Origin of the sequence: Avibacterium endocarditidis (genome assembly GCF_965138825.1) — a bacterium.
In the GTDB taxonomy this organism is placed as follows: Bacteria; Pseudomonadota; Gammaproteobacteria; order Enterobacterales; family Pasteurellaceae; genus Avibacterium; species Avibacterium endocarditidis.
Genome location: NZ_CBCSDH010000003.1, coordinates 98,679 through 113,251, shown reverse-complemented (window position 1 = coordinate 113,251; position 14,573 = coordinate 98,679). Strand labels below are relative to the sequence as shown.

Genomic DNA, 14,573 nt, shown 5'->3' with positions numbered 1-14,573 from the left:
AAAATGCCCGACTAAGGGCATTTTTTGTGGCAATTATAATATCAATGAAGTTGTTATGCCAAAGACGCCACCATTACCGCTTTAATGGTGTGCATACGGTTTTCTGCTTGGTCAAAGGCGATGTTCATTGGTGATTCAAATACGTCTTCCGTGACTTCAATACCGTTTGCTAAGTGCGGGTATTTTTCAGCAATTTTTTTGCCGATTTCGGTTTCGCAATTATGGAAAGCAGGCAGGCAGTGCATAAACTTCACTTTAGGATTGCCGCTGCGTTGCATTAGAGCAGGGGTTACTTGATAAGGCAACAGTAAATCAATGCGTTCGCCCCAGCTTTCAAGCGGTTCGCCCATTGATACCCAAACGTCTGTATGCACGAAATCAACGCCTTTCACGGCAAGATCCACATCTTCTGTAATGGTGATTTTCGCCCCTGTTTGTTGCGCAAATTCTTGACACATTGCCACTAATTCCGCTTCTGGCTGCAAGGCTTTTGGCGCGCAAATGCGAACGTCCATTCCTAATTTTGCCCCGATTAATAATAATGAATTGCCCATATTATTGCGTGCATCACCAATATACACATAGCTAATTTCTGACAACGGTTTGTCGCAATGTTCCATCATTGTAAGCACATCTGCCAGCATTTGAGTTGGGTGGAATTCATCAGTTAAGCCGTTAAAAACGGGAACACCGGCATATTCGGCGAGTTCATTGACCACCGCTTGTTTAAAGCCGCGATATTCAATGGCATCATACATTCTTCCAAGTACGCGTGCGGTGTCTTTCATGCTTTCTTTATGTCCAATTTGGGAAGAATTAGGATCAATATAAGTAACATTTGCCCCTTGATCATAGGCCGCCACTTCAAAGGCGCAACGCGTGCGGGTGGAGGTTTTTTCAAAAATTAAAGCGATGTTTTTGCCCTTTAATTTAGGTTGTTCTGTTCCTGCATATTTGGCGCGTTTCAAGTCTTTGGCAAGTTGCAGCAAAAACTTAATTTCTTCTGGCGTGTGGTGCATAAGACTAAGTAAATGGCGATTTTTTAAATTGAAAGGCATAATAGTTTCCTCTTATGTTGTGTTTGCAAATTTTGTTGGTATATTACTGATTTCTTTTCAGTGAATAAAGGTAAAAATATGTTAGATCAAGCATTATTAAGTTTAACCCACGAACAACAGCAAGAAGCAGTGGAAAAAATTCAGGCATTAATGGAGCAAGGCGTAAGCAGCGGTGAAGCCATTGCTATGGTAGCAAAAGCATTGCGTGAACAACATCAACAAAATGCAGAAAATCATTCACGTTAAGTAATAATTTCATAGCTAAATAAAAAATTTTGGAGTAATTTTTTATTTGCTGAACTGTGTAAGCAACGCATATATAAAGAAATTTTGTGATCTCTGTTTGATTTTAGAAGATTTGTTATTGCGAAAAAGTGAAATTTATTTGAATATTTACTCGAAAAATTAGGGAATAAGGCGAGTGCTTTATTGGTTTGAAAAGTTCTATCTGAGATAGAAAATCCATTTAGAGGTTAAATGTTTATTATGGAAGTTGGTGTTGTTAAATGGTTCAATAACGCAAAAGGGTTTGGATTTATTTCAGCGGAAGGCAATGACGCAGATATTTTTGCGCATTATTCTGTGATTGAAATGGAAGGCTATCGTTCGTTAAAAGCGGGGCAAAAAGTCAATTTTGAAGCTGTACACGGTGATAAAGGCTCTCACGCAACCAAAATTGTCCCAGTAGTAGAATAGACAAAATTATTTCATATCCTTTAAGAATAAGGCAAAGCGAAATGCTTTGCCTTTTCTCTTTTCCTTTGCTTCTTTCTAATTTAGTTCTCTTGTGCAATTTTTCTATTATGAAAAATCACATAAATATGCGGGAGAATTTGGCTGATCATATTCAATTGTTGAATAGGAATGCCCACTTCAGATTGGCTTAGCCTTTCCCCTTGTTGCTCATTGAGCTGTTGTAAGGATTGATGAATATTTTCTTGTAGCTTGTCAAATACAGGCTGAGATAAGGATTCAATATGCTCTAAGGCGTAAATCAATTTCTTCGCAATGGGGTAATATTCTGCCATAAAATCAATATTTTGCTGAATTTGCTTAATGTGTTTGCGATACGCACCAAGGGCGGAAATGTAGCTTAACAAGGAATAATTCAGTTTTAGCATTTCAAAGCCTTCTTGCAAGTGATCTTTATATTTTTCTGGATCACTATTCATATTTGACATCGTGGCGCTAAGTGCGGTGGCATATTCGTGCGCTTTTCGCCGTGCGATGCGATATTGCAAGCTATCGCATTTGCCAAATTGTAACTGGCTGATGATATACAACAAATATTTGCCGTCACTTTGAATGGCTTGATGAATGACTTTGTTGAGCTGTAGATATTTCCAATCTGGCCACAAATAAGACACGGCAACCCACGCAATAAATGAGCCAGCTAAGGTATCAATTAAGCGTGAATAAAGGGCCGAGTGAATATCAATCCCGATAATATTAAAGCTAATTAGCACCTGTAAGGTGATGAAAAAAGTGGAAAAGCTGTAATTATTACTGCGGAAAAAGAAGAACAAGGTACTAGTGGCAACCACCAAGCCCATTTGTAATTCCAGAGTAGGCTGTGCATAAGGCAATAATGAACCAATAATCACCCCTAAAATGGTGCCGACAATACGCTGTTTTAAACGTAATTTAGTGGCGGCATAGTTCGGCTGGCAAACAAAAACCGCGGTGAGCAAAATCCAATAACCACGCGAAAGCTGTAAAAATTCTACGATGGTACAGCAGACAAAAACCACAATAGAAAGTCTTACGGCGTGGCGGAAAAGCTGCGAATCAAAACTTAAATGGCTGCGAATAGTGAGCCAAATGTTTTTAAAACCTTTCACATCGCTATCATCGTGAATTTTGACCCAACGGTGGTGTGTTTCAGACGCTTCAGGTGTTTGCCCTAAATGGCGTAATTGCCAATCCACCCCTTGTAAATTATTAATTAAGGTTTTGATCGCCGTGTTTTGCGTATCATCTTGATGAGTTTGCGCATAGTGTTCAAAGGATTGATTTACCCCTGTGATGGCACGTTCTAAGCGAGCATTGTAACTGTAATGGGTGTTTTGTTGCAGACTTTGCGCAAAATCGCGACAAGCCTGTGCCTGTAATTCTAAAAGGCGTTGGATACGGAAAATTAAATCCGTATTCTTAAGTTGTTGAGTTAAAACTTGATAATCAAAATAACTCGAATTGGCACGCTCGTGAATATCTTGCGCGGCAAAATAATAGTTAATCATTTGCGTGGTGCGAGTGTGGCGATATTGCCCACGGATACGATAAAACAGGGCAGTGCGGCACGCATTAAAGGCATTAATAAGCTGGCTATTTTTCATTGCAAGGGTAATTTGCTTGCTTTCTAGTTGATCAATATCATCAGGATCAAAAAACAAGGATTTTGCTTCTAAATATTCCGCCAACGCCACAAAAGATTTCGCCACCGCATCTTGCACGGGGCGGTTTGGGAAAAACAGATAAACCACAATGGCGGTAATGCTATATAGCAATGTGCCTAATAAAATTAATAGGGAATTGAGATACCACAGGGTTTCGGGCTGATAGGTTAGAGTGGTGTAAAGGGCAACCACCAACGTGCCAAAAGAAATGGTGTTGTAACGTTGTCCCACCGCGCCAATCATCGTAAAAATAAAGGTGATGACCGTCATTAACAGAGTGAAAGCAATGCCATTGCCGAGCGTGAGTTGAACGCTAAGGGTGGACACCGAAAAGGCCAGTAGGGTATAAAAAATATTTTTTAACCGCCCAGTTAAGCGGTTATCTAAATCTGCCAAACCACCTGCGATAATGCCGAGTACCAATGGCATACTTTGCTGTGAAATATCCAATAACCACACGGAAAAAGCCGCAATATTGACAGCAATAAAAACAGGAATGGTGGCGATAACCTTTGCGTTCAGCCAGTTATTCATTCTTTGTGTAATCCTTAAAAGGCAAAAATTTTCATTATTTTAACCGCTCTTTTAAATAATTGGCATAATCTGGTACGCGAATTTCCACCTTTTGATTAAATAATTGACTTTGCACCAGAAAATCCGCACTGGCCATATTCATCGCCACAGGAATATTCCACACCGTAGCAATGCGCATTAAGGCTTTGACATCAGGATCGTGTGGCACGGCATTCATTGGATCCCAAAAGAAAATCAGCACATCAATTTTTTGCTCCGCAATTAATGCACCAAGTTGTTGATCGCCGCCCATTGGACCACTTAACAACGGGGTGATGGGTAAATCAGTTTCCGCTTGGATTAAATTGCCTGTTGTGCCAGTGCCATAAAGGATATGGGCAGAAAGTAAAGTGCGGTGCTTTTTACACCAATTTATTAAATCTTGTTTACAGTGATCGTGAGCAACCAAGGCAATATGTTTGCTTTCTGCAAGCTGGCGAGTGGTATTTTGCATTTTTCCTCCAGATAGCAAAAAGTGAGCCTAAAGCCCACTTTTTCTTAATCAATCATTAGCGATTATTTTTGTTTTTTCGCCCAGTTCAAGAAACGTGCTTGCGTTTCTTTGTCGGCTTGTTGGAACCAATATTGTAATTGTTGTTCCACCACATTTTCACCTTGTACGGTAATTTTGCCTTTTTGTGCTTTTGCCGCAGAAGGAAGTGCTGCTGGCATCGCTGTAGTAGCAAAAGATGATACTGAAGCAACCGCCCCTGATGCATTGTACTCAGAAAGATTGTCAATGAGATTTAAGCCAGGTAAGAAACCTTCTTGTTTTAAAAGATCTTGCTTAAATGGCACATTTTTTCCTGAAACAGTTTTTACACTAACAACAGGGTTTTTATTATAAGCTGCGGTTTCACGCTCATCTTCAAGGTGTGGTGCAGAAATAACCACATCTTCTGCTGTACCTTGAAAAGTAACGATGATTGGATTTGATTCAAATAATGTACGGTCAGAACCGCCTGATCTCACCACTTCACTTACACGCACCACAACTTGGTGAGTTTGCGCGTCATTGGCTTTAAAAGAATTGGTTGATTTTAAAAGAGATTTACTTGCTTTTTGTCCGTCAATGGCTAAAAAATCAACATTAGATGAACTGGTTACCATACCGGCAAAACTTGCAGTGCTGGTTAATAAAGCTGCGGTAGCTAATGCAGCAAAACGAAATTTCATATTCGCTCCTTTCATATAAGGGATAATGTTTTATTTTGATTCACTTTAATCATCTAAAGTGTACTTGGCTATGCTATTCTAATTTGGCAAAAATGAAAATAAAAAATTTTATTTTTGCTTAAAATTTGTAAGGTTAAATGGCATTGGAATGATTTGGATCATTGGGAGGGAATATGAAAGTCAAAAAATTTGCCGTTTATGGGCGTGTGCAAGGCGTGGGTTTTCGCTATTTCACTTGGAAAGAAGCCAGCAAAATTGGGCTAACGGGTTGGGTAAAAAATCTTTCGGACGGAAGCGTTTTAGTGATCGCCAAAGGCTCGGAAGAACAATTAACCCAGCTTTATCAATGGTTGCAGCGTGGCTCACCCAGTGCGGTGGTAAAACAAGTGATTATGGAAGACTATCCTGATAATGAGATTTTCCACGATTTTTCTGTGCGCCGTACTTAATCTATTGTTTAAGATTAGGCTTTGCTTCGATTTAACGCAATCAGACAGCCGATTAACACAACACTTGCCCCTAAGGCTTGGGCAAGGTTGATCCGTTCTCCTAAGGTGTAATAACCAATGATGGCGGTAGAAATCGGCACGAGCAATTGGAGAAAATTAAAGGTGACAATGCCTTGTTTTTGTACGATATAAAAAGCGAACAACATTCCCGTTGCCATTCCATAAATACCTGCCAAAGCAAGGGCGCTGAGCATTAGCTTTGGTGTGTGTTGAAGTTCAGCAATTTTGCCAGAATACAAGGCAAGCGCTAAGAAAATCAGTCCCGCAATTGTGGCGGTGGACGCACTAATGACAAAAACGGGCAATTTTTGCACCGCACTTTTCACCAGTAAATTTTGTAGGGATTGAATAAAAATGCCCAAAAATAAAAACACGGTACCAAGGACAAACTGGTGATTATCACCTTGCGGATTACCATTCAAGACAAAAATAAATGAGCCAATAATGGCAAGCAACGATCCCAAATAAAAACCACGCTGTTTCACTTTTTGCCGTTCATCAGCGAAAAAAATCGCTGCGATGGCAATCCCTAAAGGCATTGCCAGAATGCCAAAAATACTGCCAGAAAGGGCGGAAGTAAGCCTTAATCCGTTAATAAAGAAATACATATTCCCTGCCATAAAAACGCCCAGTAACAGCAAGGTGAACAGCAAGCGTGGCTGTTTGAAAATCTCAAATAAGGTGCGTCTAAATTTGAATGCGCAGATCAGGATAAACAGAATACCGCCCGATAAAAAACGCACAGCATTGTTATTGAAAGTGTCAAAATGCAGGCTCATCACGCGTAAAATCGGGAAGCCAAGCCCCATCAGCAAAATATATAGTGCATTGGTGCTTAGCGTTATTTTCATCGGTGGCCTACCTTATTTGATGGGACGAAATTTGCGATAGCCCAAAGCCAGCACAAAACACAGCGCTTGCAACAAAATAATCGTTGGGCCAGTGGCGGCATCAAGATGATAACTCAGAATGATACCCAAAAAACTGCTGGTTGTAGCAGTTGCTATGGCGATTAAGAGCATTTTGTTGAAATTCTTACTCAGCACATAAGCGGTAATCCCTGGAGAAATCAGCATTGCCGTGACTAAGATAATGCCCACCACTTGCATTGTGCTGATAATGGTTAGAGCGAGCAAAAACAGTAAGCCGTAATGCAATGTTGTTACCGCAAGCCCGATAACGCGCGCGTGATTTGGGTCAAAACAGAAAAGCAGAAAATCTTGTCTTTTCAGTAAGATAATCAGCAAAACAAGGACGGCGATAATCAGTGTTTGGATTAATTCTTGCGGTGTGATGCCTAATAAATTACCGAATAAAATATGCGTTAAGTGCTGTTCTGTTTCTACTTTGCTGAATAATACAAGCCCTAGCGCGAACATTCCGGAAAACATAATCCCCATTACGGTGTCTTCCTTAATTCGGCTGTGGGATTTTAAATAGCCAATCCCAAAGGCGCACAGCAAGCCTGAAACTAGCGCACCGATGGCTAAAGGAATGCTGGCCACATAAGCTAACACGATGCCCGGTAAAACCGAATGGGAAATGGCATCACCCATTAGCGACCAGCCTTTTAAAATCAAGAAACAAGAAAGCACGGCACAAATCACCGCAATGATTAACGCCATAAACAAGGCATTTTGCATAAAGGGATAACTGAGCGGCTCAAACCACCAATTCGCGAAATCAACCCAGCTCATTATGTTGCTCCTTATTGGCGGCGCGCTTATGGCGTAAAATGCCGTATTTTGGAGAAAGGAAAAAGGCGCTCAAGAAAAGTGCGGTCTGAAAACAGACAATTAATCCGCCTGTTGCACCGTCTAAATAATAGCTGATGTACACACCGAGTACGCTACTGCTTATGCCGAGGCTCACCGCAATCATCACTAAGGTTTTAAAACGATCCGTAAGCAAATATGCCGTTGCCCCTGGTGTGATAACCATTGCGATCACTAAAATTGCGCCAACGGTTTGCAACGCCGCCACCACACAAGCGCTTAATAAGGTGAAAAATAATATTTTATAATGAAGTGGCGACAATCCCACGGCGGAAGCTTGCATTTCATCAAAAAAGACTAACAGCAGATCTTTCCAAAAAATCAGCAATAGCACAAAACAAATGCTGATAATAATGGCCACTTGCCAAATATCTTCCGTTGAAATGCCTAACAAGTTGCCTAATACAATATCTTGCACATTAATAGCGGTGGGATTAAGGGAAATGATAAATAACCCGAGGGCAAAAAAGGTGGTAAAAATAAAACCGATCACCGCATCTTGACGTAAATTGGACAAGGATTTCACCCAGAGAATAGAAAGTGCGGCTAAAATTCCTGAAAAAAATGCGCCAATCACATAAGGAAAAGAAAAGGCATAGGCGATGGCAACACCAGGAACAACCGAATGAGAAAGCGCATCGCCAATCAATGACCAGCCTTTCAGCATTAAATAAGCGGATAAAAAAGCACAAATGCCGCCCACCATTGCGCTTAACACAAAGGCGTTAATCATATAATCATACTGGAAAGGTTCTAATAATAAGGCGATCATTGGCTGTTCTCTTTGTCAGTGCGACAGGGGCAATCTTCCAGATTACAATCACGCACGATTGGCGCAGGCGGATCGTTTTTCGTTTGTCCGTAAAATACAGCAGGCAGTTCATCATCGGTAAGCACCGTTACGGTGCGCTCGTCTTCATCATCGTGCAAATCACGCCCACTCAGTTTCACGTTACGCAGCACGCCACCGAATACTTGCTCTAAATTTTGCTGAGTAAAGGTGGTGGCGGTGCTACCCTGAGCAAGCACGGTGCGGTTAATCATAATCACTTGATCACAATAATCTGGCACTGCGCCTAAATTATGGGTAGAAACTAAAATTAAATAACCTTCTTCACGCAAGTTGGCAAGCAAGTCCATAATCGCTGCTTCCGTTTGCACATCAACGCCGGTGAAAGGTTCATCAAGCAGAATAATTTTACTTTTTTGTGCCAGCGCACGAGCCAGAAAAACGCGTTTTTTCTGCCCACCAGAAAGCTCGCCAATTTGACGCTGTGCGAGATGCGCGATATTTAAGCGCTCCATTGCCAGCTGAACTTCTTGTTTATCAAGTGCGGTGGGAATTCTGAGAAAATTCATATAACCATAACGCCCCATCATTACCACATCGTAAACGGATACGGGAAATTGCCAATCCACTTCTTCACTTTGTGGCACATAAGCGATTAAATTTTGCTTTAATGCCTTCTTAATCGGCTGACCGCACAGCAACACCTGCCCTTGTTGCGGTTTTACCAAGCCCATTAAACTTTTAAATAAAGTGGATTTCCCACTGCCATTCACCCCCACTAAAGCACAGGTTGTGCCACCTTGTAGCTGAAAAGACACATTATGAATGGCGGTATGTCCGTTGTTATAACGAACAGTTACGTCCTGTACTTCAATGGTGGGCTGATTATTGGGCATTTTCAAATCCTTCAATAATGGTGGAAATGGTGGTATTGAGCAAATCTAAATAGGTGGGAACTGGCCCTTTGGCGTTGGAAAGGGAGTCCACATAAAGTACACCGCCATAATGAATTTGGCTTTCTTTCGCCACTTGTTGCGCAGGCTTTGGCGAAATGGTGCTTTCGCTGAAAATCACCGGAATCTGATGTTGGCGAATTAAATCAATCATTTTACGCACTTGCTGTGGCGTGCCTTGTTGTTCTGCATTCACCGCCCAAAGATAAACTTCATTAAAACCATAATCTTGCGCTAAATAACTAAATGCCCCTTCAGAAGTGGCAAGCCAGCGTTGTGCTTGGGGAATTTTGTCCAATTTAGGGCGAAGTGTGCTATCTAAAGTGCGGATCTTTTTGGCGTAATTTTCTGCATTTTGGCGGTAAGTTTCGGCATTTTGTGGATCGTATTTGATCAGAGCATTTTTGATATTTTCTACATAAATTAATGCGTTGCTTGGCGACATCCACGCGTGGGGATTAGGGATTTTTTTCTCACCATTTTCTGCAATAAAAATAGGCTGAATGCCTGAGGTAACCACAACCGCCGGTTTATCTTGCACATTTTGGAAAAAACGCTCAAACCAACGTTCTAAGTTTAACCCGTTCCATAGCACAAGATCTGCCGACTGCGCTTTAACGATATCTTTTGGCGTTGGCTCATAGCCGTGAATTTCTGCGCCTGCTTTGGTGATGGATTCCACGCTGGCGGCATCACCAGCAATATTTTGCGCCATATCTTGAATAATGGTAAAGGTGGTAACCACTTTGAATTTAGCATAGCTTGCGGGGCTAAACAACATTGCGGCAGAAAGCGCGATGGTAGCGAACTGTTTCAACATAAATTCTCCTTTTAATGAATCGTTTTCCGCTATTATAAAACACAAAGCTCATCAAGTAAATACGAATGATTCTCAAATTATAGGCATTTTGCTGGTTTTGGTAACCCTGCCAGTTTTGTGGCTTGCTTGGCTGGCCCTTCAGGGAATAAACGTTGTAAATAACGGCTGTTACCCTTATCTTCGCCTAGTTTTTGTGCCATTGCTTTCACCAACATTCTGATCGCTGGTGAAGTGTTGTATTCCTGATAAAAATCACGCACAAAATAAATCACTTCCCAATGGGCTTCGGTTAAGCTCAGCCCCTCTTTTTCTGCAATGGCTAGTGCCACTTCGGGCGTCCATTGTGTTAAATCCAACAAATAGCCTTCGTTATCGGTTTCAATAGTCGTATCGTTAATATTGAGCATTGTTGTTTCCTTATTCATCTGTTTAATTATACAAAAACGCCCCTAAAAAGGGGCGCTGAATTTACCAATTAAAGCAATAATTAATCATTGCGTAAAATACCAAGCAAGTTTAATAAACTCACAAAGATATTATAAATAGACACATAAAGGCTTACTGTTGCGCGAATATAGTTAGTTTCGCCGCCGTGAATGATGCTGCTGGTTTGATATAAAATGCCCATACTAGAGAACACGATAAATAATGAGCTTAACGCCACATAGAATGCAGGCATTTTAAAGAAGAAGCTGGCGATCATTCCTACCACAAGCACGATAAACAAGGTAAACATCATACCAGAAAGGAATGACATATCTTTTTTCGTGCTGAGGACATAGAAAGAACAGGCAAAGAACACCGCAGCGGTGCCGCCAAGGGCAAGAGCGATTAAATCACCTAAGCCTGCGCCAATATACATATTTAATACTGGCCCTAAAGAATAACCAATAAAACCAGTTAAAGCGAAAGTGGAAAGAATCCCCCACGCACTGTTTTCTAAGGCGCTATTTAAAAATAATAAGCCATAAAAGCCCACCAATAACACACCAAAATGTAATGGGGCAACATTTAATGTCATTGCCACATAAGCAACAACCGCAGAAAAAGTTAAGGTTAACGCCAATAAGAAATAAGTGTTGCGTAACACCTTGTTGGTGGCCAACACCGATTCTTGACGGCTGTCTTCAACGATTAAACGAGATTGCATAAACGCTCCTGTTATTAATATAAAAATCAAGGTTATAAAGTATAGGCTAGTGGGGGAAAAGTCAATGAATGTCGATGGATTTTTATCAGTTTAACATTGGCTTGCATAGGAAAAAAACGTGAGGATTGTTATAATTCAACACAATTTTAAGAAATCAGCAACAAAACAAATAACAATGCTATTAGAAAAAAACTTTTGGCAGCATAAATCGCTGTTAGAAATGAATGAAGCAGAATGGGAAGCCCTGTGCGATGGTTGTGGCAAATGCTGTTATCGTAAATTTATTGAGGGCCGTGGGCGGCGCAAAAAGCTGTATTTCACTCGCATTGCCTGCAATTTGCTTGATTTAGACAGCGCGAAGTGCGGTAATTATGCGCAACGGTTTCAACTTGAGCCAGATTGTACCAAGCTCACCAAAAAGAATTTGCCTGATTTCCATTGGCTGCCAGCTACCTGTGCCTATCGGTTATTATATGAAAATAAACCGCTGTTTGATTGGCATCCGTTAATTTCTGGCGATCCCAATAGCGTAAAGCTCGCGCATATTCCTATTGAAAACGGCATTCACGAAAAAGATGTGATTGATTGGTTTGAGTTTGTGATTGATGATGAATAAAGATGAATAAAAAAGAGCGGTAATTTTTACCGCACTTTTTCTATATATTTCTATATATTTTTAGATAGTGAATTTAGCGTGAGTGAGTTGCTCATTTACGGGATTTTTAGGATCTTCGCCAAAACGATTTCTCCCCCGTGTTCCGTCTAAACAAGCAAAGATGAATAGCACAATAAAACCGATTACAGGGATAAAGCCAATTAATAACCACCAGCCTGAGCGATCGGTATCGTGTAATCGTCTTACTCTCACCGCTAAAGAGGGGATTAAGGTCGCAAGGCCATAAACGCCAGTAAATCCGAAATCGTTATTAAGTAAAACAAAATCGAGCATACCTAAAATTACATACAATAAAAAATCAACCGCCACAAACCACCAAAATTCTTTACGTCTTGCGCGCCCATTAAATTGCGCATAGTTTTTTAGTACATACAAATACCAGTTCATTTTTATCCTTTAATTTTCCTTGAAAAATTTAATTATTCTAGAAATTGGCAATATCTCTGTCAATTAGCAATTTTTTGTCTTTAAAAGAAAAAATCTTTATTTGACGGAGATCACGAATTTAAAGGAAACCGTTTGCTTTTAACTCATTGATTTGTAGAATGAAGTTAATTCTCCAGTATTTATGGTTGTTGGAAAAGCATATGGATATTAGCGCAACACTTCAAGCAAAGGCTGAGAAATTAGGCATTGCCATTTCTCATTATGATATTGACGGCAATTTGATTTATGCCAATCCAGAGAGTTTGGCGTATTTTATTGAGTTGCTTTCCTTACAGAGAGAAAATCCAGAGGATATAGAAAATAAAAGTGCGGTGCAATTTGATGATGTTTTTGTGGCGCGGGAGGGAGAAACCATTGTTTATGATATTGCACGGTTAAATCTCGACAGCCATATTCTTCAAGTTACCTTATTTAATGAACAACATCAGCCTGTAACACCACTTTCCTTTTCTAATCATCAACTTTCTTTTCCTGCGAAGCCTTTTGGCTATTATCTTTTACAGCTTTCCAGCCACGAAAGAAACTACCACGTTCGCCTTTTGGTTAGCCCGAAAACCGCCTATCAACCTGCAATTTTTCAACAGCAAAAAGCGTGGGGCTTGAATGTTCAGCTTTATAGCTTACGTTCAGCACGAAATTGGGGGATTGGGGATTTTGCTGATCTGGCTTATTTGGTGGAACAGGGCGTGCTGTATGGGGCGGAATTTATCGGCATTAACCCGTTACACGCAATGTATTCTGCCGTGCCTGAATGGGCAAGCCCTTATAGTTCAGCATCAAGACGCTATTTGAATTGGCTTTACCTCGCCATTGACCAGCTACCTGAATTTAAATTGTGTAAATCTGTGCAAAATTGGCTGAATCAAGATAATGTTCAACAGCAACTCACAGCGTTACGTCAAGCGGAGCAAGTGAATTATACAGAAATAACTCAGCTAAAATTCACCGCACTTGAGAAACTTTATGCCTATTTCCAACGTAGCCGTGCGGCAAAAATGCAACAACGACAAAAAGCCTTTTCGGATTTTGTTAAACAACAGGGCAACGGCTTGTTATATCAAGGCTTATTTGAATGCTTAGATTGCCAAAGTTCCCATCAAGCCATTGAGCAAGAAGATCAAATTGGTTGGCTGGGTTGGCAACAATATCAACAGCTTAATGATAAACAACGGGATAAATTAATCCGTCAGCATAAAGACCAAGTGATGTTTTATTGCTGGTTACAATGGCTGGCGCAAGAACAACTTAATGATCTGCAAACCTTATGCCAAGCGAAAGGAATGCGCTTAGGTATTTATGGCGATTTAGCCGTAAGTAGCTCAAGGGGCAGTGCCGATGTGTGGGCAGATCCTGATTTATATTGCATTCAGGCTTCTGTCGGCGCACCGCCCGATCCTTTAGGGCCCGTGGGGCAAAATTGGAATATTCCGCCTTATAATCCGACTGAGTTGAAAGCTCGAGGTTTCCAACCGTTTATTGAATTATTGCGTGCCAATATGCAACATTTTGGCGTGTTGCGTATCGATCATATTATGGGGCTGTTCCGTTTATGGCTTATTCCGCCAGAAAAAACCGCAGCCGATGGGCTTTATGTGCATTATCCTTTTGCTGAATTAATGGCGATTTTAGCCATTGAAAGCCAACGAAATCAATGCTTTATCGTGGGTGAGGATTTAGGTACTGTGCCTGATGAAGTGCGGTGGAAATTGAACGAATTTCAGATTTTTTCTTATTTTGTGCTGTATTTTGAAAAACAGGGTTTGCATTATCCTGATAAAAAGACCTTTCCACAAAATGCTTTTGCCACTATCGGCACGCACGATGTTCCCTCACTCGCGAGTTTTTGGCATTGCCGTGATTTAGCCCATTTTGCTCAGCTCGGCATATTGGCAGGCGAGGGGCTAAAACAAAAATACGATCAGCGGTTATTAGATAAACAAGCCTTATTAAACAGCTTGCACCGCGATCAATATTTACCTGACGATTACTGGGGCGATGCCCTCACAATGGCAATGCACCAAAATTTAATGCGTGTGATCCACCTTTATTTAGCCGAAAGCCAAACCAAGCTTATCGGCGTTCAACTGGAAAATTTAATTGAACAGGAAATTTCCTTCAATCTGCCCGGCACGTCAATGGAATATCCAAATTGGCGTATGAAATTAGCCCGAACCATTGAGGACATTTTTTCTGATAAAAATATCACCGCACTTTTAACTGAAATTAACCAAGCACGTCAGCGATAAGAGG

At 40.8% G+C, this 14,573-nt stretch carries 17 protein-coding genes; 5 read left to right on the top strand and 12 right to left on the bottom strand.

The window, feature by feature from the left end; translation table 11 throughout:
- Positions 1-53: 53 nt before the first annotated feature.
- Complete coding sequence (locus tag ACNAV8_RS02740; RefSeq protein WP_415777167.1) at positions 54-1,058, bottom strand: ornithine carbamoyltransferase; 1,005 nt, start codon at positions 1,056-1,058, stop codon at positions 54-56.
- Between the two features lie 78 nt (positions 1,059-1,136).
- Here ACNAV8_RS02740 and ACNAV8_RS02735 point away from each other — a divergent pair, with 78 nt between their 5' ends.
- Together ACNAV8_RS02735 and cspD are read left to right on the top strand one after the other, a co-directional pair.
- On the top strand, positions 1,137-1,304 hold the full coding sequence (locus ACNAV8_RS02735; RefSeq protein WP_103852880.1) for a YoaH family protein: 168 nt from the start codon (positions 1,137-1,139) through the stop codon (positions 1,302-1,304).
- Positions 1,305-1,544: 240 nt separating this feature from the next.
- The gene (gene cspD, locus ACNAV8_RS02730; RefSeq protein ID WP_103852945.1) at positions 1,545-1,754 is read left to right on the top strand and encodes a cold shock domain-containing protein CspD; all 210 of its coding nucleotides are present in this window, start codon (positions 1,545-1,547) and stop codon (positions 1,752-1,754) included.
- 80 nt (positions 1,755-1,834) lie between these two features.
- On the opposite strand, the gene yccS is transcribed toward cspD, so the two are convergent.
- From yccS to ACNAV8_RS02715, 3 genes are all read right to left on the bottom strand, one after another.
- Positions 1,835-3,988, bottom strand: a complete 2,154-nt coding sequence (gene yccS / locus ACNAV8_RS02725; RefSeq protein ID WP_415777166.1) for a YccS family putative transporter — start codon at positions 3,986-3,988, stop codon at positions 1,835-1,837.
- 34 nt (positions 3,989-4,022) lie between these two features.
- Positions 4,023-4,481, bottom strand: a complete 459-nt coding sequence (mgsA, locus tag ACNAV8_RS02720; RefSeq protein ID WP_103855339.1) for a methylglyoxal synthase — start codon at positions 4,479-4,481, stop codon at positions 4,023-4,025.
- Positions 4,482-4,543: 62 nt separating this feature from the next.
- Positions 4,544-5,203, bottom strand: a complete 660-nt coding sequence (locus ACNAV8_RS02715; RefSeq protein WP_103855338.1) for a curli polymerization inhibitor CsgI-related protein — start codon at positions 5,201-5,203, stop codon at positions 4,544-4,546.
- A gap of 173 nt (positions 5,204-5,376) precedes the next feature.
- Here ACNAV8_RS02715 and ACNAV8_RS02710 point away from each other — a divergent pair, with 173 nt between their 5' ends.
- Positions 5,377-5,652 carry an acylphosphatase gene (locus ACNAV8_RS02710; protein WP_415777165.1) on the top strand — a complete coding sequence of 92 codons (276 nt, stop codon included), beginning with the start codon at positions 5,377-5,379 and terminating at the stop codon, positions 5,650-5,652.
- A 14-nt stretch (positions 5,653-5,666) separates the two neighbouring features.
- Here ACNAV8_RS02710 and ACNAV8_RS02705 read toward each other — a convergent pair whose 3' ends face one another.
- The 7 genes from ACNAV8_RS02705 to ACNAV8_RS02675 all read right to left on the bottom strand — a co-directional run bounded on the left by ACNAV8_RS02705 (position 5,667) and on the right by ACNAV8_RS02675 (position 11,200).
- On the bottom strand, positions 5,667-6,563 hold the full coding sequence (locus ACNAV8_RS02705) for a DMT family transporter (RefSeq protein WP_415777164.1): 897 nt from the start codon (positions 6,561-6,563) through the stop codon (positions 5,667-5,669).
- Between the two features lie 12 nt (positions 6,564-6,575).
- Positions 6,576-7,409 carry a metal ABC transporter permease gene (locus tag ACNAV8_RS02700; protein WP_415777163.1) on the bottom strand — a complete coding sequence of 278 codons (834 nt, stop codon included), beginning with the start codon at positions 7,407-7,409 and terminating at the stop codon, positions 6,576-6,578.
- Positions 7,396-8,259 (bottom strand): metal ABC transporter permease, encoded by an 864-nt coding sequence (locus ACNAV8_RS02695; protein WP_103852873.1) that lies wholly within the window; start codon positions 8,257-8,259, stop codon positions 7,396-7,398. The genes ACNAV8_RS02700 and ACNAV8_RS02695 overlap by 14 nt, the downstream gene beginning before the upstream one ends.
- Entirely contained in the window at positions 8,256-9,173 is a 918-nt protein-coding gene (locus ACNAV8_RS02690; protein ID WP_103855926.1) for an ATP-binding cassette domain-containing protein, read from the bottom strand. The genes ACNAV8_RS02695 and ACNAV8_RS02690 overlap by 4 nt, the downstream gene beginning before the upstream one ends.
- Positions 9,163-10,050, bottom strand: a complete 888-nt coding sequence (locus ACNAV8_RS02685; RefSeq protein WP_103855925.1) for a metal ABC transporter substrate-binding protein — start codon at positions 10,048-10,050, stop codon at positions 9,163-9,165. The genes ACNAV8_RS02690 and ACNAV8_RS02685 overlap by 11 nt, the downstream gene beginning before the upstream one ends.
- 77 nt (positions 10,051-10,127) lie before the next feature.
- Positions 10,128-10,457, bottom strand: a complete 330-nt coding sequence (locus tag ACNAV8_RS02680; protein ID WP_103855924.1) for a TusE/DsrC/DsvC family sulfur relay protein — start codon at positions 10,455-10,457, stop codon at positions 10,128-10,130.
- An 80-nt stretch (positions 10,458-10,537) separates the two neighbouring features.
- Positions 10,538-11,200 (bottom strand): Bax inhibitor-1/YccA family protein, encoded by a 663-nt coding sequence (locus ACNAV8_RS02675; RefSeq protein WP_103852869.1) that lies wholly within the window; start codon positions 11,198-11,200, stop codon positions 10,538-10,540.
- A 175-nt stretch (positions 11,201-11,375) separates the two neighbouring features.
- Between ACNAV8_RS02675 and ACNAV8_RS02670 the strand changes: the two genes are divergently transcribed.
- Positions 11,376-11,816, top strand: a complete 441-nt coding sequence (locus ACNAV8_RS02670) for a YcgN family cysteine cluster protein (RefSeq protein WP_415777162.1) — start codon at positions 11,376-11,378, stop codon at positions 11,814-11,816.
- Between the two features lie 60 nt (positions 11,817-11,876).
- Here the strand turns inward: ACNAV8_RS02670 and ACNAV8_RS02665 are convergent, their stop codons facing one another.
- Positions 11,877-12,263, bottom strand: a complete 387-nt coding sequence (locus ACNAV8_RS02665) for a DUF805 domain-containing protein (RefSeq protein ID WP_415777161.1) — start codon at positions 12,261-12,263, stop codon at positions 11,877-11,879.
- A 200-nt stretch (positions 12,264-12,463) separates the two neighbouring features.
- On the opposite strand from ACNAV8_RS02665, the gene malQ reads away from it, so the two are divergent.
- Entirely contained in the window at positions 12,464-14,569 is a 2,106-nt protein-coding gene (malQ, locus tag ACNAV8_RS02660) for a 4-alpha-glucanotransferase (protein ID WP_415777185.1), read from the top strand.
- The last annotated feature ends 4 nt before the right edge of the window (positions 14,570-14,573 follow it).

Coding starts and splice junctions, on each gene's coding strand:
- ACNAV8_RS02740 (WP_415777167.1), bottom strand. CDS start 1,058: ATGCCTTTCAATTTAAAAAATCGCCATTTACTTAGTCTTATGCACCAC.
- ACNAV8_RS02735 (WP_103852880.1), top strand. CDS start 1,137: ATGTTAGATCAAGCATTATTAAGTTTAACCCACGAACAACAGCAAGAA.
- cspD (WP_103852945.1), top strand. CDS start 1,545: ATGGAAGTTGGTGTTGTTAAATGGTTCAATAACGCAAAAGGGTTTGGA.
- yccS (WP_415777166.1), bottom strand. CDS start 3,988: ATGAATAACTGGCTGAACGCAAAGGTTATCGCCACCATTCCTGTTTTT.
- mgsA (WP_103855339.1), bottom strand. CDS start 4,481: ATGCAAAATACCACTCGCCAGCTTGCAGAAAGCAAACATATTGCCTTG.
- ACNAV8_RS02715 (WP_103855338.1), bottom strand. CDS start 5,203: ATGAAATTTCGTTTTGCTGCATTAGCTACCGCAGCTTTATTAACCAGC.
- ACNAV8_RS02710 (WP_415777165.1), top strand. CDS start 5,377: ATGAAAGTCAAAAAATTTGCCGTTTATGGGCGTGTGCAAGGCGTGGGT.
- ACNAV8_RS02705 (WP_415777164.1), bottom strand. CDS start 6,563: ATGAAAATAACGCTAAGCACCAATGCACTATATATTTTGCTGATGGGG.
- ACNAV8_RS02700 (WP_415777163.1), bottom strand. CDS start 7,409: ATGAGCTGGGTTGATTTCGCGAATTGGTGGTTTGAGCCGCTCAGTTAT.
- ACNAV8_RS02695 (WP_103852873.1), bottom strand. CDS start 8,259: ATGATCGCCTTATTATTAGAACCTTTCCAGTATGATTATATGATTAAC.
- ACNAV8_RS02690 (WP_103855926.1), bottom strand. CDS start 9,173: ATGCCCAATAATCAGCCCACCATTGAAGTACAGGACGTAACTGTTCGT.
- ACNAV8_RS02685 (WP_103855925.1), bottom strand. CDS start 10,050: ATGTTGAAACAGTTCGCTACCATCGCGCTTTCTGCCGCAATGTTGTTT.
- ACNAV8_RS02680 (WP_103855924.1), bottom strand. CDS start 10,457: ATGCTCAATATTAACGATACGACTATTGAAACCGATAACGAAGGCTAT.
- ACNAV8_RS02675 (WP_103852869.1), bottom strand. CDS start 11,200: ATGCAATCTCGTTTAATCGTTGAAGACAGCCGTCAAGAATCGGTGTTG.
- ACNAV8_RS02670 (WP_415777162.1), top strand. CDS start 11,376: ATGCTATTAGAAAAAAACTTTTGGCAGCATAAATCGCTGTTAGAAATG.
- ACNAV8_RS02665 (WP_415777161.1), bottom strand. CDS start 12,263: ATGAACTGGTATTTGTATGTACTAAAAAACTATGCGCAATTTAATGGG.
- malQ (WP_415777185.1), top strand. CDS start 12,464: ATGGATATTAGCGCAACACTTCAAGCAAAGGCTGAGAAATTAGGCATT.